Annotated in this window: 14 protein-coding genes; 4 read left to right on the top strand and 10 right to left on the bottom strand. The window is 51.2% G+C overall.

Features of this window, described 5'->3' with window-relative positions:
* Window positions 1-96 precede the first annotated feature (96 nt).
* The 3 genes from Mal48_RS20975 to Mal48_RS20965 are packed head-to-tail and all read left to right on the top strand — an operon-like array spanning window position 97 to window position 3,083.
* Window positions 97-1,149, top strand: coding sequence for a Gfo/Idh/MocA family protein (locus tag Mal48_RS20975; RefSeq protein WP_145204427.1), 1,053 nt, complete (start codon window positions 97-99; stop codon window positions 1,147-1,149).
* A gap of 12 nt (window positions 1,150-1,161) precedes the next feature.
* Window positions 1,162-2,562, top strand: a complete 1,401-nt coding sequence (gene murD / locus Mal48_RS20970; RefSeq protein ID WP_145204424.1) for a UDP-N-acetylmuramoyl-L-alanine--D-glutamate ligase — start codon at window positions 1,162-1,164, stop codon at window positions 2,560-2,562.
* A gap of 23 nt (window positions 2,563-2,585) precedes the next feature.
* The gene (locus Mal48_RS20965) at window positions 2,586-3,083 is read left to right on the top strand and encodes an MOSC domain-containing protein (protein WP_145204421.1); all 498 of its coding nucleotides are present in this window, start codon (window positions 2,586-2,588) and stop codon (window positions 3,081-3,083) included.
* Window positions 3,084-3,188: 105 nt separating this feature from the next.
* Here Mal48_RS20965 and Mal48_RS20960 read toward each other — a convergent pair whose 3' ends face one another.
* From Mal48_RS20960 to Mal48_RS20945, 4 genes are all read right to left on the bottom strand, one after another.
* Complete coding sequence (locus Mal48_RS20960) at window positions 3,189-4,553, bottom strand: MFS transporter (protein WP_145204418.1); 1,365 nt, start codon at window positions 4,551-4,553, stop codon at window positions 3,189-3,191.
* Window positions 4,554-4,566: 13 nt separating this feature from the next.
* A complete protein-coding gene (locus tag Mal48_RS20955) occupies window positions 4,567-5,592 on the bottom strand; it encodes a 2-oxoacid:ferredoxin oxidoreductase subunit beta (RefSeq protein ID WP_145204414.1) in 1,026 nt (341 codons plus the stop codon).
* Between the two features lie 145 nt (window positions 5,593-5,737).
* Complete coding sequence (locus Mal48_RS20950) at window positions 5,738-7,639, bottom strand: 2-oxoacid:acceptor oxidoreductase subunit alpha (protein ID WP_145204411.1); 1,902 nt, start codon at window positions 7,637-7,639, stop codon at window positions 5,738-5,740.
* A gap of 515 nt (window positions 7,640-8,154) precedes the next feature.
* Window positions 8,155-9,012: an NAD(+)/NADH kinase gene (locus Mal48_RS20945; protein ID WP_231739761.1), complete on the bottom strand. Its 858-nt coding sequence runs from the start codon at window positions 9,010-9,012 to the stop codon at window positions 8,155-8,157.
* A 184-nt stretch (window positions 9,013-9,196) separates the two neighbouring features.
* Between Mal48_RS20945 and Mal48_RS20940 the strand changes: the two genes are divergently transcribed.
* Entirely contained in the window at window positions 9,197-9,832 is a 636-nt protein-coding gene (locus Mal48_RS20940; RefSeq protein WP_145204405.1) for a hypothetical protein, read from the top strand.
* 98 nt (window positions 9,833-9,930) lie between these two features.
* Here Mal48_RS20940 and Mal48_RS20935 read toward each other — a convergent pair whose 3' ends face one another.
* From Mal48_RS20935 to Mal48_RS20910, 6 genes are all read right to left on the bottom strand, one after another.
* Entirely contained in the window at window positions 9,931-12,153 is a 2,223-nt protein-coding gene (locus Mal48_RS20935) for a hypothetical protein (protein WP_145204402.1), read from the bottom strand.
* On the bottom strand, window positions 12,153-14,078 hold the full coding sequence (locus Mal48_RS20930) for a vWA domain-containing protein (protein WP_145204400.1): 1,926 nt from the start codon (window positions 14,076-14,078) through the stop codon (window positions 12,153-12,155). Before Mal48_RS20930 ends, Mal48_RS20935 begins: the two co-directional genes overlap by 1 nt.
* A 158-nt stretch (window positions 14,079-14,236) precedes the next feature.
* Window positions 14,237-15,136: a DUF58 domain-containing protein gene (locus Mal48_RS20925; protein WP_145204397.1), complete on the bottom strand. Its 900-nt coding sequence runs from the start codon at window positions 15,134-15,136 to the stop codon at window positions 14,237-14,239.
* 6 nt (window positions 15,137-15,142) lie between these two features.
* Complete coding sequence (locus Mal48_RS20920; protein ID WP_197441881.1) at window positions 15,143-15,853, bottom strand: carboxylesterase family protein; 711 nt, start codon at window positions 15,851-15,853, stop codon at window positions 15,143-15,145.
* Window positions 15,854-16,016: 163 nt separating this feature from the next.
* Window positions 16,017-17,024, bottom strand: a complete 1,008-nt coding sequence (locus Mal48_RS20915) for an AAA family ATPase (RefSeq protein ID WP_145204391.1) — start codon at window positions 17,022-17,024, stop codon at window positions 16,017-16,019.
* Between the two features lie 153 nt (window positions 17,025-17,177).
* A complete protein-coding gene (locus Mal48_RS20910) occupies window positions 17,178-20,213 on the bottom strand; it encodes a glutamine amidotransferase (protein WP_145204388.1) in 3,036 nt (1,011 codons plus the stop codon).
* Window positions 20,214-20,228 lie beyond the last annotated feature (15 nt).

Raw genomic sequence — 20,228 nt, 5'->3', positions numbered from 1 at the left:
GATTCGCGAGTCGGTTTGTCTGGTTCTGTCTCGCGAGCTGAATATTCAGAAGATCAGACGACTATCACCGCGGACACTATAAAGGCGTGCTTGGCTATGTCAGAATCAATTCGTATCGGGCTTATTGGAGCGGGTGAAAATACTCGTGTGCGTCACATCCCCGGTCTTCAGGCGATTGACGGGGTCGAGATTTCAGCAGTCGCGAACAGTACCGTAGAATCGAGTCAACGCGTCGCTGACGAGTTCGGCATTCCGCAAACATTCGAGACCTGGCAAGAGCTGGTCGCGTCTCCAGAAATTGATGCCGTTGTCATTGGAACCTGGCCGAATCTCCATTGTGAAGTCACTTGTGCTGCTCTGGAAGCGGGCAAGCATGTTCTGACTGAAGCCCGCATGGCCAGAAATCTCGACGAAGCAAAACAGATGCTGGAAGCGTCCAAGGCTCATCCAGAACTCGTCGCACAAATTGTGCCCAGTCCGTTTGGACTCGAGTGCGGTCCAGCAATCACAAGCTTGCTGAAGACACATTTTCTTGGAGACCTTCGCGAGGTGATCGTTCTGGGAGCCAACGACCAGTTCTGGGATTACAGCAAACCACTACATCCGCGACAGGATGCCGAGCTTAGTGGGAAGAACACACTTGCTCTGGGGATCCTGCATGAATCATTGATGCGATGGGCTCCCGAGCCTGTGCAAGTCTTCGCTCAAGCAGAACTCTTTGAGCCGACGCGTCCGCTTCCTGAAGAGAACTGTTTTGTCGAGGTTGGCGTCCCTGACAGTTTGCAAGTCGTGGCGGAGCTCAAAGGTGGGGTTCGTTGCATGTACCACCTCAGTGGTGTCACTCTGTTTGGGCCGGGATTGCAGATCCATCTTTACGGCAGTCGAGGAACTATCAAAGTCGAATTTGTCGACGGTCAGGAGAAAGTCTCATGCGGCCGAGCAGATGACAAGGAGTTACAGCTCATGGAAATTCCAGAGGAAGAAAAAGGTTCCTGGAATGTTGAGCAGGACTTCGTTGACGCGATTCGTGGAAACAAAAAAGTGTCGCTGACGGACTTCAAAACTGGTGTCAAATACATGGAGTTTGTTGAAGCCGTTTCGCGAAGTGCTGAAGCGAACGCTCCTGTGACCCTTCCTCTTGAGTCGTAACCCGCAAAACTCATGACATCTTCTGCTACCGAATTCGTTGGTAAACGAGTGACCGTAATGGGGCTCGGACGATTCGGTGGAGGAGTTGGTGTGGTCCGCTTCCTTTTGCAGCGTGGCGCTGAAGTTACCCTGACAGATTTGCAAACAAGAGAGCAACTCGCAGAGTCACTTTCTCAAGTTGATATCGATCAACTCTCCCAGCTTGTCCTGGGAGAACATCGTGAGATGGATTTTGCGAATGCCGATTTGATCGTGGTGAATCCGGGCATTGCGATTCATGAAAATCGCTTTACGAAAGTCGCTCTGGATCACAATGTCCCAATCACGACGGAGATGAACCTCTTCTGGGAACGTTGCCGGGCGAGGAGATTGATTGTCACAGGGACTGTGGGAAAGTCGACAACGACAGCACTCATTCATCACCTTCTCAGTACCAATGGTGTCTCCTGTCGGCTCGGTGGGAACATCGGAATCAGCTTGCTCCCTGACGTGGAGACCATCTCTCCGGATGAATGGGTCGTTCTCGAACTGAGCAGCTTTCAATTGGAACACCTTGTTGCCTTGAAGCCACGGGCTGAAGTGGCAGTGGTTACCAACTTCGCTCCCAATCACCTCGACTGGCATGGTGGCTTGGACAGCTACCGCACTGCGAAACAGCGAGCACTCAGCTGGCAACTCCCCGGGGATGTCTCTGTACTTCATGAAAGTTTACGCGATTGGGAAACTCACGGAGATCGAGTTCTCTTTGGAGCTGAATGTTCGTCAGGTTCAGCGTCTGTTTCGCTGCAGCAAGATCGCTTCGTAATCAATTTTGGCGGGAACGAGCAGGAGATTCTTTTCCGATCACTTCCAGTTTCGCTTAACTCACCGCATCAAAGATTAAACATCGCAGCGAGCGTCGCTGCCGTCTGTTCTCGATTTCCGATTTCGCTGAGTAAAATTCAGCAAAGTTTGAATTCGTTTCAGCAGTTGCCTCATCGACTTGAAGAAGTTGCTACCGTGCACGGTGTGAAATTTCTCAATGACTCAAAAGCGACAACCCCGGAAGCAACGCTGGCTGCTTTGAATTCCATCGACTCGCCCTTCGTGCTCATTGCCGGTGGGAAAAGTAAGAATGTCGATCTAAGTTCTCTCTGCCAAGCCATCTCAAATCGAGCCAAAGCAGTTGCCCTCATCGGTGAAACAGGTCCCTGTATGGCAGAAATGATCAGCCAGGCAAACCGATCCGTGGAGTTGATTGTCGTCGAGACATTACCGGAAGCATTCACGTGGGCCGTCCAGCGAGTGGGCTCGGAAGAGGCGGTTTTATTCTCACCGGCTTGCAGTAGCGGCTCACAGTTTGCAAATTACGCACAGCGGGGCGAAGTCTTCCGTCACCTTGTTGAAAGCCATGTGAAGAATTTGCCTTTCTGAAACCGAACGAAAAGGGACAAACAATGTTACACCAATTACTCCAAACTGTTCCGCAAGTCGGCAAGCTGGAATGGATCGGTCTGTCGTCTCGGTCACAATCGGTGATTCAACCCGTTAAACAAGTTGAAGTTCGCGTCGATACCGGGTTGGTCGGAGATTACCACAGCGAACACAAGCCGGGCGGCGAGCGGCAAGTCTCGATGTTTCAATATGAACATCTTGCGGTGGTTGCGCAGTTTCTGAGCAATCGAGAAGTGAAGCCCGAGTTGCTGCGCCGAAATCTGGTCGTTTCAGGGATCAATCTGGCATCGCTAAAGAAGCATCGATTTCGCATCGGTGATGTGATCTTTGAGGGGGCTGGGGAATGTGCTCCCTGCTCACGGATGGAGAAAAATCTGGGTGAAGGAGGGTTTCAAGCGATGCGCGGCCATGGTGGACTGATTTCGCGAGTCGTGTCAGGAGGAACGATTCATGTCGGTGATGAAGTCGTCTTTATCGGCGAAAAGGCTGAAAGCGACTGAAACTCTTTGTGGTATCAGCTGAGTCGGGGAAACCACAGACCCACAACGGCACGATCGAAATTATTCGAGGGGATCGAAGGGGCGACGACTTCCAGATTCAGTCAATCATCGGATGTGGATTCTATTTTTTGAAGAAGGTTTTTTCCGATCTGAATCTGCGCGCCTCGGCACCTGCGTGGTTTCTTCTTTTTGCTCCGCGTCAGGTTGTTGCAGCGGGATCAGCCAGAAAGCGGCACTTAATCGTCCGAGCCAAGAGATCAGAAAGATCAACTGGTATGAGCGAAGCTCTGAATGGGTTGAGTTCTCTAACAACTCCTGCAACCAAAGCCCTCCCAGCAAGCCAGCGAATCCAGCAACGAGCCCGCTCCCTTGTCGCGACAGGCTGATGTGCAAGGTGTTGTCACCAGATGGTGCCAACTTAAGTGTGAGGTTCTGCAAGGCGATGTTCACAAAACCAAAGCCGCCCCAAAGTAGATACGCTCCGCCTGCCATCCATTTTGTCTCGGGGGTAGCTGCCATCCAGAAAAACATGGCGAAGCTCACGCCGATCAGGCTCCAAATTAAAAGTTGGCGATCCCGGCCACGGTCGCACAGCAGACCGGCGTACCATGATGTCGCCATTTGCAGGCTAAGCATCGCTGCCAGAAGAATGTAATATTCATTGAGGCTGATCTTCAGGAGGTCCACGCTGAACTTGAAGATCACCGCTTGTGTGAGCCCCTGAAAGAAGGCGAGCCACCATCTAGACGCGAGCAGCCAACCGAACTGACTACGAAAAAGAGAGGCCCAGTCCCCCCAGGTTCGGCCCGCCGACTTCTGCTCAATTCGAATCGCACGGTCTGGAATCCATAGCATTGGAAGAATGGAAGCAATGACCAGTGCGGCTCCGACGATAAAGATGGCGGCGAAGCTGCGAGTTTTCCAAACGTCAGGTAACCCATTGATCCATGCTTTTCGAGCGAGTCCAGCACTGATTGGAACAATGATCGCGATCGACAGAGAAGCGATTTTCCGTTTGGCGAAGAATCGCCCCCAGTTCATTTCCGGAACCAGATCACTGAGCCAGGAGATGTAGCTGCAATAGGCGATTCCTTGCAGCAGGTGCCAAACTGCGACCGCGCCGAGAATCAAAACCGCTGCGTACTTTGAGTCTTCGTCGAAAAGCAAAGTTGCCGGGATGAGTAACGCTGTGATCCGCGCTAGCATCAAGCAGGAAACCCACAACCATTTTCGGCTCTTCACAAATCGCAGGATTTGACGTGTGAACAGGCTGAGAGCTTCGCAGGATTCCGGGGCAATTTGGAGTGCCGCTAAAAGGAATGGCGACGACCGAAACGCGCTGAATTCATAGACGAAATAATAGAGGAACCCACCCGTCGTCAGCGAATGCCCCGCAGTGAAGAGCATTTGGCTGATGACGACAGATTTGGTGATGAATGCGATCGACGGTGAGGACTTTGAAGGCGGCAATTCAGCGTCGAACTTATTTCGGTTTCACGTCCCAGGTATCTCCGGAATTGAACAGCGCTTCCAGATCGGCTGTCCCTTGTTCCATACATTGTTTGAATTGGCGATCGACTTCGCCATCGTATGTTGGGCGGTCGATACTGCGGAAGATTCCCATTGGCTCGGGGGAATTTGGCCAGCGCATTTGAGCGAGGCGGAATGCCGGTGTCGGATCGTCAGATGACTCATCGTGGAAGAGTAAATCGTCTTCCTTGACGTCGCTGAGGTTTACAACTTCCGGGTTGCCTGCTCCGGTCAGGCGGATTCCCTTGTCTCGATCATTTCCATAGATGAGTGGTTTACCATTTTCCAGATAGATGCAGTTTTCCTGCTTCTGGTCTTTCTTGGTGGCAAACTCAAAGGCTCCGGAATTGAAGACGTTGCAATCCTGATAAACTTCAACAAAGGCAGACCCTTTGTGCCGGGCGGCCCGTTCGAGCACCATGGTCAAGTGTTTGATGTCAACATCGGCACTGCGAGCCACAAATGTCGCCCCTGCTCCGATCGCCACGGAGAGCGGATTGAGTGGGCGGTCGACTGAACCGAACGGTGTACTTTTGGTTTTCTTACCCAATGGGCTGGTCGGTGAATACTGACCTTTCGTGAGCCCATAGATCTGGTTGTTGAACATGATGATTTTCAGGTCAACATTTCGTCGCAAGGCATGCAGCAAATGGTTCCCGCCGATGGAGAGTGCGTCTCCATCACCGGTAATCACAAAGACTGTCAGTTCCGGGCGGGCAACTTTCAATCCTGTGGCAATCGCCGGTGCTCGTCCATGGATACTGTGCATTCCGTATGTCGACATGTAATACGGGAAGCGACTGGAACATCCAATTCCTGATACGAATACGATGTCCTCTTTCGGAATGCCCAGTGTTGGCAATACTTTCTTCATCTGAGCGAGAATCGAGTAATCACCGCACCTTGGACACCAGCGAATTTCCTGATCGCTCGCGAAATCTTTTTGAGTCAATACTGGAAGACTTGTATCAGCTGACATCGTAATACACCTAAGTAATCAAACTTGTATCAGTAAAAAGCAAACGGCAACGTAAACTTCTTCGCTCTCACTCAACTCTGAACATGTGATCGAAAAACGATTGAATCACAATGGTGTCAAAGGATTCGTGAGAGTTTCTTCACTGCTAACTTTCCAGAACCTCATCAATCTTTGCACACAATTCCCCGATCAGGAACGGCTTTCCTTTCACTTTGCTGAAGCTGACCGCATCAACAAGGTACAGGCCTCGCAAAATCATCCACATTTGCCCGCCGTTGAGTTCCGGGATGAGGACTTTTTTGTAGTTTTTCAGGATCGTTCCCAGGTTTTTGGGGAAAGGATGGATGTATTGCAAATGGCAATGAGCCACCGATTTTCCTTGTCGACGGGATTCCATGCAGGCGGACTTCACTGCTCCGTAGGTTCCGCCCCAGCTGACGACCAGCAAATCTCCTGACTCTGGCCCTTCAACTTCTTGCTCAGGAATCGACTCAGCAATGTTCATGATTTTCTGAGCACGAATGCGAGTCATGTTGTCGTGGTTGTCAGGATCATATGAAACGTTTCCTGAACCATCTGCTTTTTCCAAACCGCCCAAGCGGTGTTCCAGCCCCGGAGTTCCGGGAACTGCCCAAGGACGGACAAGGTTTTCGTCTCGCAAATATGGAAGGAATCCATCTCCATTTCCGTTGGATTCCTGAGGATGCGAGATGCTCACTTTCTTGAGATCTGAGATCGCTGGAATTTTCCAGGGCTCAGCTCCGTTAGCGATGTAACCGTCCGTCATCAGGAAGACAGGGGTCATGAATTCAACAGCAATCCGGACAGCCTCCTGTGCCATCTGAAAGCAGTCGGCAGGAGAGCGTGCTGCGATGACCGGCATCGGGCAGTCTCCATTCCGTCCAAAGTAGCTCAGGAAGAGATCGGACTGTTCAGTTTTTGTGGGGAGTCCTGTACTGGGGCCACCACGCTGAACGTTGACGATGATCATTGGCAGCTCAGTGATCACACCAAGGCCGATTCCTTCGCCCTTCAGCGCGATTCCGGGACCACTACTGGCAGTGACTGCTAACGCTCCGCCGAATGCCGCTCCGACAACTGAGGTGATCGCTGCAATTTCGTCTTCCGCTTGAAACGTTTTGATACCAAATCGTTTCAGCTTAGAGAGTTCATGCAGGATGTCACTCGCCGGTGTGATTGGATATCCGCCATAGAACAGTTCTACTTCTGCGAGCTTTGCGGCAGCTGCTAAGCCCATCGCAACGGCTTCGTTCCCGGTAATCTTTCGGTAGCGTCCCGGTTCAAGTTCCGCTGAGGGAACTTCATAGTGAACGGTAAACTGTTCCGTCGAAAATCCGTAGTTGTAACCAGCTTTGAGTGCTCGCAAGTTGGCTTCGACGATACTGGGGTGTTTGGCAAACTTTTCTTTTACCCAATCCTCGGTCGGTGTGGAGTCGCGATCGTAAAGCCAGAAAACGAGTCCGAGTGCGAAGAAGTTCTTACATCGATCTGCTTCACGGACCGTCAAGCCGAGTCCTTCGACAGAATCTCGCGTTAAGCGAGTCATCGGGACTTTGTGGACACGAAACGCAGCTAAGTTTCCGTCGACGTCATCCAGCGGATTTGAATCGTAATGGGCTTTTTGCAGGTTTCCCTTGTCGAAGGCATCTTCATTGACGATGAGCGTGCCACCTCGTTGAAGGTCCTCCAGGTTTGTTTTCAAAGCTGCCGGATTCATGGCCACCAAAGTGTTGACCTCGTCTCCCGGAGTGAAAACTTCTCCACTCGAGAAACAGACCTGGAACCCACTCACTCCGAAAAGTGATCCAGCGGGCGCACGAATTTCCGCAGGGAAGTCAGGCAATGTACTGACGTCGTTTCCGAAGACTGCAGAGACGTTTGTAAACTGGGTTCCTGCCAATTGCATCCCGTCACCGGAATCACCACAAAATCGGATGACGACCGATTCCATCGTTTGCAAAGCTTTCGCGTCAGCGGAACCCGCTGGCTGACCGTTGGACTTGGATGCAGAACTCTCAGAAGACATTATCGAGTTACTCCTCGGTAGAACTCCGCAAGTAGGGAAAACCTATTGGGAGGGATCTCGGATGAGAAACATTGAGATCAAGAATTTTGTATTGATAAATCAACGAACGGATCGGGATCAGAGGTGAGCCACCAATGATTTGAATCAGGAAACGTAACAATTGAATATGTATTTGGCTGAACATGCTCTTGGGCAAAATCTTGGCTTGCCCTTCGAATCGTAAAGTTGAATGTTCCAAAGAGTTCATTCCGAGTCGAAACTTACTAGAACTCTTTCGCGTTTCTCGCGTCCGTGAAGAATGTCTTGAATTAGTGTCAAGACCGTGCCCCACGAGACTGTACGCGCTCGTCATTTCCTAAAATGCTCTAGACCCGCAGTTTGTCGTCAAGCTGAACTTAATAGTTATTCTTACAGTTCATCGAAACAAATCAAAGACCTTGATTGAAGAAACAGCCAGAGTTGAACTGTTTTCTCAGATTCAAGCAAAATCTGCTGATCAAGCTGTTGACTTTATGTTAATCATCTGCTGTCCCCCTCTCGATTCGACCTCTTTGATATCTCGGTTGACCATCCCAGCCCAGTTTGCGATGCAGTGTGTGATAAAAACGATGCCCCTCCACTCGGACAAGTTGGAATGAAACATTCGCTTGCCGGATCGTTACGACATCGCCTGATTCGAACGGAACCTTGATTTGCCCATCGATCACGAGCATCACTCCTTCAGGAACGCTAGGCGCAGTGATTTGATATTCTGCATCAGCCCGATCGACAATCGGTCGTACGGTCAGTGTGTGCGGGCAGATTGGAGTGACCACAAACGCCCGAAGATCCTGTCGCAGAATTGGCCCCCCAGCTGAAAGATTGTGTGCAGTCGATCCGACAGGCGTGCTGATAATCAATCCGTCTCCGCTGTATGTTGTGACGGGATCTCCATTAATCGCAAGTTCCACATCAATCAGCGACAGCGACGCCGCTGAAAGCAGAGCTGTTTCGTTCAGTCCCAAGTAACACTCACTTCCTCCAAGTGCCTTTCGGTGATGGCATTCGAACATCAAGTGTGAAATGACTTCAAATTTTCTGTTCGCCAGCTCATCAAGGATTTCAGGCAACGCCTCCTGAGAAAGATCTGCCAGGAATCCCAGTCGCCCCAGGTTGACACCTAGTATCGGGATTTGAGTCGTTCCAAACCAGCGGCAGGCACGGAGGATCGCCCCATCACCTCCGACAACGAAAGCGACCTCTGCATCGATGTCCTCATATGCATCGTCGTTCGCGGTCAGTGTCGCGACAAGTTCAATTCCAGCGTGCTGTGTGAGTAACTCACAGAGTGCTCGCTGAGCGACTTGCACATGATCCGACTGGTCACGTGCCACAACAAGTACTCTGAGTGGAGGTGGAGACATTTCTGAATGAATCTCGAAATTGACTTGAACGGTGGTCAGTCGGGTGTGGTAAACTGTGGAACTCGAACCAAACCTGAAACGATTATTTTCGGGCGTAAATTCGGGCAATGAAGAAGAGCAGAATGTACCGCACTCACTCTATCAAGTTTGAATAATGTCGGACTACCTCACATCACAAAACTTTCCAAAAGCTGTCGCAGAGCACACATGCAAATGTTCTCGAACTGTTTTGGTGCTGCTCGTCTTAGTGTTCATTGTACTTTCCCAAGCCGCGAGCGCAGAGGATACAATTCGAACCGATCAACAGAAGTCGCTCCAGGAGATCACCGGGCAGATTACGAAACTCTCCAGAAAGACCCTTGCGACTCTCGAAGCTGAAGGTGTCACTCGGGAAAGCTTGGCTGCTCAGAAAAAGCTGATTGAAGCGCTTGAGCAATTTGTCTCACAGTCTGCAGGCAAACAGTCCAGCGCGTCTCAAACTCCGATGAACTCCGACGGCAAAGGCGATTCGGGAAAGACCGCGGGAAATTCTGAGCAAGCGGGAAACGCGGGAATGGCCCCGCGAGATGATCAGAATCAATCAGCAGGTGCTGAGGACATCAAAGTTCCTTCAAATCTGGTTGATTCCGTTTGGGGACATTTACCTGAGCAGGAACGCAACGACTTGCTCCGAACTTACAGCGAGTCGTATCTTCCCGGATACGAAGAGCGGGTCCGGAGATACTTTGAGCAACTCGCTAAACTTCGCCGCCGTGATCAGGCAGAGAAGCCAGCCCTCCCACGAAATTAGTGTATTCTCAATTTTTGTCGTGCCCGTGAAATTCACTTCGATGATTTCATAGACAGCTTGCCACGAGGCAGAACCTGAACACCAATGCGAAAGATGCTCTAGTTTTCTGTACCCGTGATGAACTGCCGGTAAATGTTCCAGACGTTTTCATTTCGCACAGCTATCAGAAACACCCAAGTTCTCTTTTCAGACGTATCAAGGATTGGCAGGTCTTCAAGGAAGTCGTCGCACTTTGGGGAAAGCTGCGACACCACAGAGTAGATGCCTGATTGTTCGCTGTAGGTGGAATCTTGCAGGAAGTCTTGGCGTTGCCTCAGTGGTGAGTTCATGCCAGGCAGGTCCAGCCTGCTCTCATCGTAATACGGATCTTGAAAGATATCTCCATGGCCCAGCAGCACAATCTTTTCGGGTAAGTTGTGCAGCTCGTTACTGTTTTGAGATGGACGTGTCTGTAAGAACATCGCGTGGGCATTTTCTCCGAAAGCTGCTTGAACTCTTCGCGTTAGCTCCAGGTAACTGTCTCGATCTTCCGGGTTTATGGGGAGTGTCCAGTCGAATCGACTTGGTTCGGGAGTTGGTGTTGTCGAGATCCGCAACTTTCGAGTCATTCTGGGAGACCATTTGTGAACTTGTTCCACAAGTTGTGCCTCGCTGGGGAAACGACCACGGAAGAGTGGTGGGGCTTCCTCAACGGACTCACTCGGTCGAGGTCGATATTGAGTGTTGTAGTCGGGACTGATTCCGAGGCGAAATGGGTTGATCGGGGTCAGCAACTCTTGCTTGGCATCAACGTAGCGGATTCCTCCGGACCTGGGGACAACGGTCTCGATTTCATTCTCCCGAGCGATCAGTCCGTCTGGAGTGATGTCATGAATGATGACCCGTCCCCCTTCATCTTTGCCCTGCATCGTGCGGTTTGCAGAGACGATTGCTCCCACTGTGAAGAGAACTGTCACGACAGGGAAGAAGATCCAGGTCAGCTTCCGGAGTCCTAATGCCCCCAGAAGGAAGTAGTCGAGCGGACCGATCGCGATGATGTAAAGCAGGAGTGTGACGCCGATCAGCCACAGCGGAAGCATTTGCATTCCGACCGGAAGCGTTTCTGCAAGGAGCCCGTTCCCGTAAATTGTTGGAGTCGGGCGAAATCGGCGGAGGAACTGATCGAGTCCGGGATCGTTGATGTTGTTGAAATTGATGTTGTCTCGAACGACAGAACGTCGAGCCAGATCGAACGACCAGTTTCCGTCGTTTGAGCGCATCATCGATTCGGTTTGGTCGTTGCGAAGTTTCCATAAATGCGAATAGAGTTCTTGACGATCGCTTGGGGAATACAACTCTGAAAGGAGCTGGGAATCTTGACGAACTCCGACCGCGACGCGACCAAAACTGCATCGTCGCAGTAGCAATGCTTCGGTTGAAGCGTTCGCGAACTGCCATGTTCCGTCGCTGAGTTGATACACCAGTGGATCATCTTTAGGGGCGCTGAGAAACTCGTTGAGGAGGTCTGTTTTCTCTGCCGGCAACCTCACCTTTTCTTCAAGGAAGATTGCCACCGAGCCTCCCGCACGTGTCCAGGCGAGAAGTGCTTCGCCTTGACGGATACTGAGTTTCTCAAAAGTTCCTTTGGTTAAAATGACAATATCGCTGACGCAATGCTCGAGTGCGCTGTTCGGAAAATCTTGTACACTCAACGAGCGCGAGAGAGTCACGATCGATTTCTGATTTGGCCGAACAGTGTCGAAGGAGGGCATTCTCTTTTCCAATGCCAGTTCCGAACCGAATTCTTTCTGCGTCTCATCCAGACGTTCGTTGTTGAGAGTTGCAATCGTGATCACCATTGATCGGCGACTTGCTCCCGGAAGACGCAGCAACTGCTCGGGGTAGGCGAAGATTTCGCCTTCTTGTGTTTCGAAGATCGGGTAGAAATCGTAAGCATCCATCCAGACTGCCGAAGAGGGGGGCTGAATGAGGAACTCGTATGTCTGTTCACCCGGGGGGATGAACAGGTCTTCAAACAGATACGTTGCCACGAGCGCCCCGTTTTGAGAAACCATCCGGAATCTCAATTTTCCCGCCAGCCCTGCTTTGCTTCCAAAGTAGTTGAGGCGCAGCGTGAGAGGGATCGGTCCTCCGCTGCGATTCACGCTTGACGAAATATCAACTTCGATCGTTAACGCAAGTTCTTTCTTTTGAGCGAGACAACAATTTGTACAGACAGTGCAGAGAAAGAAGCCGACTAAAACAAGCATCAGCGAGAAAGAAACTGACCGCTTGCCCGTCCCGACGAAGAACGATTTCAGAAACTGTCGCTCGATTGACATCAGTCAGGAATTCCCGCTGGCTTCTTCTGGAAGTACCACCATTCGAAGAGTAAGACAAAAAACGCGACCGCTGCAAACCATTCCCAAAGTGGTTTGTCTGTGAGCAACCGCTCGCCTTCAGCTTCAACGGAGAGTTCGTTGAATGTGATTGTGTCGACGGTTTCCAGCCTGGTCTCTGTCGCATTCAGAAGCCCAACGCCGATCTTCGAAACGAGTTCTCCACTTTGGCGAATTTCATATTCACCCGCCATCGTCGCTGAAATTCCTTTGAGGACGCCGTTGTCATCACTGCTTCGGGTTTCATGCTTGCCATCAGGAGATGTCACTCGGTAAGCGGTTTTCTTTTCGAGTTCGAGCCCCGGAAGGACTCCAGTCGATGGAGCGCGTATTTCGGTTAAGGATGCTCGCTGCATCGCTTCGGTCATGATATTTGCGACTAGAACCGGGAAGCCAACCCGGTAAGGGAGCGTGGATCGGTCGGTATGAAAGAGGAGGAAGTACTGAACGCGAATTCCGTCGCGTTTGCTGAGGATCAACGGACCACGATTGCCATGAGCTAAAATTGTGTAGCCGAGTTCTTCAATGTGAAGATCCTCGATACCTTGATTCTTTACTGGCAATTCGGAAATGACCACTTCCTTCAATTGCACATGTTGTAGAATCTGAGCATCACGCTGCCAGTCAATGACCTCCGCTTGCTGATCTTCAATGGTAATCAGTTCCTTCAAATCGTCCGGGACGACTCCGATGAATACTGCGACGCTGGCCGACTTTTGGACGTCGTCGGACTTGTCTGAAATCAACAAGTCGAACTCAGCAGCATTCACACTGCCGTCAGCCAGTGGGAAAACATCAACCCCTTCCAACGCCTCAATGGCATGGCGAAAGGTGGTGAGTTCACCCGGGCAGTAGACATCGACATCGCGCCCTTTCGGTAAGTTCAACCAAGCCTGATTATCGACTTTGATCGCATCATGTCCGTTCGGTTTGAGAGTCGCTTCGAGAAATTCATCGACCTGAGCATCGACTTTGAAGACCAGACGCTGTGCTTCACCGGGGCCGAGAACAAGATGCTCTTCGCCCACGGTTTCTCCGTTTGCTTTGAGAATGACATCCGTTTCTGTACTTCCCGAAGCAGTTCCCTCGACACGAAGGAAGACATCCCAGGTTTCAGGTGTTGCACGACGTGCGTTGAGCGCGGTGATGCCGAGATTGTTTCCAGCGGGATCGATTTGAAAGAAGTCGACTCTGAACGGCAAATCAAAATCGACTTCTGCCATCGGTTTTCCAGTCGCCGGGTTCGGCTTCGTCGGCAGGTTTCCATCCGAGTAAAACCGGACCGACTCAATCTCCTGAGTTCGTGAGAGAGCTTGTGCGAGTCGTAATCCATCAACGACATGGCTAGGCACATCCTGAACTTCGAGTTTGCCAAGTGCGTCGCGAAGGATCTGTTTGTTGTCTGTGAATTCTGTCAATCGACGAGCGGAAGCCCCGACCGCAATGAGCGTCAATTTCTGATTCGGCAATAAGCCATCGATAATTTCCCTGATCTCTGCCTTGGCAAGATCGAGTCGAGTCTCTCCCTTTTCATCCACCCCTCCCATGCTCGCAGAGACGTCAACCAGAATTGGCAGGTATGTCAGCTGTTCCGCGTTGCCTCGCAGGTACGGTTGCATCGCTGCGAGAGCGATCAGACACAACAACAGAAGCTGCAGCAGCAACAAAATATTCCGCTTGAACTTCTGAAAGGGGGCGTTGACTCGCTGATCGTTGATCACCTGCTGCCATAACGCCAGCGAAGAAATCTCAACCCGTGTCCGGCGAAGTTTGAGGAAGTAGAAAATGATCACCGGGATCATGAGTGCGAACAGGATCGCTCCCATGGGATGGAAAAAGCTCGGGATCAAATTCGTCAGCCAGGACATTTAGGAACTAGGGGTTGAGATTTTCGAAGTGGGAAAAATCTTTTCGACAGGATTCAAGTTTATCAGTTTAAGGCATTTTCACGGTTGGCCTTCAGTCATTTAGCCACTGGTGAGTCACCGGGACTGGATGGAATACTGAAAACCTAAAGCAAACTGCTCTAGCGGATCCAGGCATTTCTTAGGAGTTGATCAAACAATAGGGTCTTCACTGGGGTTTCACTTGATGTTGATATGAACCGACCGCTTCGTTTGCGGCATTGCGCACCGAGATAGTCTTCCAGTGCTTGTCGATGTTGATGGTACAGCCCCAGAAGCTCGCCCACCGAGGAGACATCGAGCGTTGCGTTGCTTTCGGCATCGACAAACCGCATATCACCGGCGAGTTCCGGGTTCAGTTCCGTTGGGCCAAGAATCTGCAATCCATAGATTTCTAATCCCGATCCATGCAGCAAGTTGAAGCTTCGAGAGACATCGCCGTATGTCAAAAAATCAGAAATCACCACAGCGATCCCTTTTCCGGAATGCTGCTTGAGGACATCTTCGAGGCATTGTTCGATTGGAATGGAGCCGCCCGGTTCTGTTTGTTCAAGGAATTGAAAGAATCGTTTCAGGCTGACACGTCCGCTGCATGGTTTCAGAAAAGGAGCCTGGCCGCGACCTTGTCCACATGTATAAACACTCACTCGCTCGACACTCATCAGCCCCATCACACCGAGTGCCGCCGCGACTTGCCGAGCCAGTTCAAATTTACCCTCGAACTGCATCGAAGCGGAGCTGTCGAGAAGGATTGCAACGTGCATTTCTTCTTCATGTGCGTACAGCTTCAGGTACGGCTCATTCAGGCGGGAGAAGATATTCCAGTCGATATATCGAACGTCGTCGCCCGGCACATATTCCCGGAAGTCGGAGAACTCAATGCTTGTTCCCCCTTTGCCGGACATGTGCTCACCCCGCATACGATTCGTCCGTCGACGCAACGGGTTCAGACGCATTCGCTCCGCCCGAGCGAGAACATCGTTCGGTAGTAATGTCGTAAATTGATTCGTGGCAACTGACATGAAATACTACTTTGTTGTGTGTTTCTTTTGTGCGAAGAGCCAGTCCCAGACGAGACGGTTAGCAGCCGTCACGGCCCAGCTGTTGTGTCCGACACCAGCGTATTCGGTATAGATGGCTTCTCCGCCTGCTTTCCGGACCGCGTTGACCATCTCTCGAGATCGATGCACTTTGACAGCTGTGTCCGCATCTCCATGGAACGCCCAAACCGGGACGTTCGCAATCTGCTCGGCATATGCAGGATCACCTCCACCGCATATTGAAATCGCACCTGCAAAGAGCTCGGGGTGGCGCTGTACGGCGTCCCAGGTTCCGTAACCACCCATCGAGAGACCGCAAATGTAAATGCGATCTACATCGACCGGGAGGTCTTTTTTGAGTTGCTCTAGAAGTTCAAAGGTTGCAGCCATTGGAACCGAAGGGGTCTTTGGCATCTTGTGAGCATCCAGTCCCCAGTCAACTTCAACCCAGCGAGTCTCATTAGGTGCTTGAGGAGCGATGACAAAGCAGGAGTGTCGAGCCTGCATTTCGTCGGTGGCCAGTTCCTGAGCCACATGCACCAATTGCTTTTTGTTGTCGTCTCCACGTTCACCAGCTCCGTGAAGAAACAGAACGAGAGGATACTTTTTGCCCGATTCCACCTTTTTCGGTGAGAGCATCCGGTATCCTAAATCGAGATCGTTACTCGCGGAAAATGTTTTCGATTCAAAGCGTTTCACAAGATCGGTTTCCTTCTCAGCGCTTCGGACATACGAACTCAGGCCTATCGTCAAACAGCAGAAACCTGCGATGAAATAAAAACTTGCTGACCCATGTTGACGTAGTGACATTTGAACAGCTTTCGCTTTTTTTGATGTATAGCAACAGACTTGAAGTGAGTGATTACGCAGCTTGTTCCGGGAGTACGGAAACACATTCGTCGATCAAATCTCCCACGCTGACGTTCTCAGCTTGACCGTCGTAGTTCAGGAGTGTGCGATGTTTGAGAACTTCGTCGGCAAAGTATTTGATGTCATCAAAAGAAACATGGACTCGACCGGCACTGAGGGCTCGCACGCGAGCCGCCCGGATCAATGCTTGAGCCGCCCGAGGTGAGGCTCCCCAGCGAATGAATTTCTTCACACCTTCTGGAGAGAACTCTGTTTCAGGATGCGTCGCAAGGACCAGACGGCAAGCAAAATCTCGCATCGGGTCAGCGACAACGACTTTGTTCAAGACTGTCCGAAGATGCATGATCTGTGGACCACTCAGGATTTTGTTGACTTCAATCTTTTGCTTGAGAATCGTCCTGTTCACAATGTCGTTGAGCTCTGCCAGCGAAACGAATGGGACGTCGACCTTGAACAGAAATCGATCCAGTTGGGCTTCCGGGAGTGGATAGGTTCCTTCTTGTTCGAGCGGGTTTTGAGTCGCCATCACAAAGAACGGTTGTTCCAGAGAATGAATGGTCCCTGCTGTTGTGACTGTCCCTTCCTGCATCGTTTCCAGAAGTGCCGATTGCGTTTTGGGAGTCGCCCGATTGATTTCATCTGCGAGGAGCAACTGAGTGAAAATCGGACCTTTGCGGAACTCGAACTGATAGCGTCCTTTCTCATCGGGCTGCATCATGTTCGTTCCGATGATATCCGCTGGCATCAGATCGGGAGTAAATTGAATCCGACGAAATTCAAGGTCAAGTACCTGAGACATCGCCTTGATCAGTTCCGTCTTTCCGAGACCGGGAACCCCTTCGAGAAGGACATTGCCCCCGCAAATGATGGCTGTCAGGGCGGCCTCAACAACACGTTCCTGACCGACAATCACTTTGCCGATCTCTTCTCGGACTGCTTTGAACGTGTTGCTGAATTCGTTTGCTTCAGCTTGAAGTACAGCGATGTTCTCGTCTGTCATTATTCTGCTTTCCTGAGTTGTACTTTGCTGGCGATTGTCTTTTTTAGGAACGTTGTGCGGGACAGTCGATTGTCCGGCTCTTATTTTGAATTCGTTTTCAAGGGGAGTTCGTTTTCGGATCAATTAGGATCTACTGCGGCCAACTGCGAACAGCTACTCCTCTTCTTCACCTTCGTTTTCGGACCGCTTTCTCTTAATGGCGAGTAACCGGCTGGTAGTCGTCTCTGATTGGCTTTCGGGTGTTTTCTCTGAAGTTTTCGGCTTTGGTTTTGATTTCTCAACCGTCCTCTTGACTGGCTGTTGTATGTACGGACTTTTGTTGCCTGCTGTTGGCGTCGGTTTGTAATCTGCCTGAGCCTTCAGCTTTTCGCCGACTTCTTTCTTGCGAGAGAGCAAGGCACCCATAGTTTGAGTCGTCTCGGCTTTGCGACCTATTCCGAGTGCCTGCATCACAACAACCCAGTCGAGTTGAACTCGTCGGACCGCGACATCGAGCGGAATCAAACAGGCGATGGCGATCAGGAACCAGTCGAAGACCGGTTTCGAACTGGTCTTCGGTGAGCGGCGATTATAAATCTGCTCGGCGGTTGTCGTGCTGTCGAGCTCTTGTCCGTCTGTTTCATCTTTGATCTGTTGGAGCGTACTCATGTCTGAAGTGAACTTCAGGAATTCCGGTGAGTACGAAACGATAAATCCGCCATGGACCCGATCTTCCCGTTCTCCAGATTTTCCGAGTGCTGTCACCTGGAATTGCCCTTTGTCTGCAACTGGAAATGTTCCCTGGTATCGCCTTGGCCCAACTTGTTTGAGCGGGATCGTCAGTTCCATTCCACCGGGACCGGAGACCTTGGCAGCCACGTCGAGAAAGTCTTCTTCTGGATGAAAGTCTTCAACCATGATGACTCCCTGTCCGCCGGAATTGTATGTCCACATTCTCAACTGGCCCGCCTTTTCGACACGTGAAATACGAATGAGGAGTTGCTTGACAAACGCAGTGTACTGCTCCCAGTCGACCCACTCTGACGCCCATTGATTGGACAAGGATGATGTAAACGCAGCGGTCGTTCCGAGTCCGTAACGCCAGATCGCCAGCACGGGGTCCGTCTCTTCTTCGGCTGCATCGTCGGGGACGGCAAAAAGCACGTTTTCGGTAAGTGCGTTTTCTTTCAAAGACGTCAGAACGAAACCACTCAGTTTGGGGAGTTCCGGGATTCCTTCCAGGACCGGCGAAGGGAAACCGACTTGCGGATTAATTTCCTTTTCCTGAATCATGCTCCGTTTGAGAGTTTTCGCCTCCTTGATGAAGATTGATGGTAACTCGTTTGGATCGGCAGGGAAGTAATATCGACCTTCAGTCGCATTGGCGATGTTTCGGAGTGTGCCAATTTCGGTTCCTCCATGAGGGAAGATCGCGACCGTTGAGATACTGACTTTTTCCGTGATGAAATCTTGCATCAGCCGCGGCGGAGCGAGTTGTGGATCGCCATCAGAAATGATGATCATGTGCTTCGTGGCAGCATCGCTCTTCTTGAGTCCATCTAAACCGATCTGCATTGTCGGTCCAAAGGCGGGCATGTCTCCGATGGCTGCCGCGTTGATTTTTGGAACCATCGAGTCGTATTCACCAGCGGGGGTCAATTCGAAGATCCACTGTTCTCCGCCCGGCCCGTAGGCGATCACTCCGACTTCATCCTGCTTACCGAGAACTTTAATCGCCTGCTTGGTGATACGTTTGGCCCAGGTGTTCCCTTCAGGGAATTCACAAGTGTGCAGGATGATCGCCAACGCCCCTTTGGGCAAAATTTTCTTCTTGGTGATGTCCATTGTGACAGGCAGTGTTTCTTCAACAACACTTCGGTGATATCCACCCGGCCCGAAGCTGTTCTCACCTCCAACCATGAGAAACCCGGTCCCCTGATTGAAGACAGCGTCTCGCATCGCCTGCAATTGCACTTCGTCGAACGCATCGTTCGGAACGTTCGCGAAGATCACGCAGTCGTAGGGCAACAGCGACAAGGGATCACGTGGGAATTTGTAAGAGTCGACAACTTCAACAGCCCGTTCCCCCTCTTGAATCGCTTGAACGAGGCGTTCGAAATCGCGGTCATCATCACGTAACGGGTCCGCAACGATGAGGACTTTGCCTTCGCCTTCAACATAGATGTAACCAACAGCTTCGTTGTTTTCATCGCGACCGTCCGTTCCCTCTTCAGGGATCAACTTCGCTTTGTATTCATAGTAACCAGGCGTACGCAGATAAATGGGGATATCGACCCGGCTCTTCCCTTCGCTGAATTCGACATTGATCGGTTCATCAGTAATCGGTTCGCCATTCTCTTCGATGATCAGGCGGCCTTTACCCGGTTTGAGTGAAGAGATGACCACCGAAGCTTCGTACGGTTCACCGAGCTTGACGGTTTGTGGCAGGTCAAGTCGTTCAATCCAAATTTCATCGGTGTAGTTGTATTTCACCGGCATCACATCCACGGAAATTCCGCGCGAGTTCAATTGATCCAGCACAGATTTCAAATCGCCCGAGGTCTCTGAACCGTCGCTAATGAGAACGATTCTTCCGAGCGTGTCTTCAGGAAGAATGGCAGCAGCCAACGACAGAGCATTTTCGATATTGGTCGCATCCCGATCGACGCGGCTATTGAATTGGATGTCGTCCGGGTTCGACATTGTACTGCCGAAGGCTGTTTGGATTGGAGGGACTTCGACAGCTGCAGAGCTTCCAAATGCAATCCAGCCGGCAACGTCCTGACTCGGCTTCTCTGCGGTTGTGGTGGCGACAAAATTCAGTGCTTCCGTCACCCGGTCCGGATGAATCGATTCAGAAATGTCGACGGCATAAACAACCGAGATTTGGTCGCTGGTACGCACACTTCGTGGACCTGCCATCAGTGCGACAAACGTTCCGACCAGGAGTAAACGCACGATCAATGATTGTGTTGACCGGCGACGATTCAAGCCGCTCCAGCCGTTGATCGCCATCCACCAGACCCAGACCGAGACAGCCATCCAGCAGAACGCCCAGGGACGTGAAAAGGTCAGCCTGTCGGAGAGAGAAAGAGCTGAGAGAATACTGGCATAACAAGCGAGGAAGATGAGCAGAGGCAGTGCGTCGATCCACGTCACTCGGTGACGAGCAGCGGGGAAAACACGTTTGACGATTTGTTTGAACGTCACAGCTTCCTCAGTCTG

The sequence above is a fragment of the Thalassoglobus polymorphus genome, from assembly GCF_007744255.1.
Lineage (GTDB): Bacteria > Planctomycetota > Planctomycetia > Planctomycetales > Planctomycetaceae > Thalassoglobus > Thalassoglobus polymorphus.
This window is presented reverse-complemented; position numbering and strand designations above follow the sequence as displayed.

Bases quoted from the DNA above. Each gene is read 5' to 3' on its own strand.
- Mal48_RS20975 (WP_145204427.1), top strand. From the start codon at position 97: ATGTCAGAATCAATTCGTATCGGGCTTATTGGAGCGGGTGAAAATACT.
- murD (WP_145204424.1), top strand. From the start codon at position 1,162: ATGACATCTTCTGCTACCGAATTCGTTGGTAAACGAGTGACCGTAATG.
- Mal48_RS20965 (WP_145204421.1), top strand. From the start codon at position 2,586: ATGTTACACCAATTACTCCAAACTGTTCCGCAAGTCGGCAAGCTGGAA.
- Mal48_RS20955 (WP_145204414.1), bottom strand. From the start codon at position 5,592: ATGTCAGCTGATACAAGTCTTCCAGTATTGACTCAAAAAGATTTCGCG.
- Mal48_RS20950 (WP_145204411.1), bottom strand. From the start codon at position 7,639: ATGTCTTCTGAGAGTTCTGCATCCAAGTCCAACGGTCAGCCAGCGGGT.
- Mal48_RS20940 (WP_145204405.1), top strand. From the start codon at position 9,197: ATGTCGGACTACCTCACATCACAAAACTTTCCAAAAGCTGTCGCAGAG.
- Mal48_RS20935 (WP_145204402.1), bottom strand. From the start codon at position 12,153: ATGTCAATCGAGCGACAGTTTCTGAAATCGTTCTTCGTCGGGACGGGC.
- Mal48_RS20930 (WP_145204400.1), bottom strand. From the start codon at position 14,078: ATGTCCTGGCTGACGAATTTGATCCCGAGCTTTTTCCATCCCATGGGA.
- Mal48_RS20925 (WP_145204397.1), bottom strand. From the start codon at position 15,136: ATGTCAGTTGCCACGAATCAATTTACGACATTACTACCGAACGATGTT.
- Mal48_RS20915 (WP_145204391.1), bottom strand. From the start codon at position 17,024: ATGACAGACGAGAACATCGCTGTACTTCAAGCTGAAGCAAACGAATTC.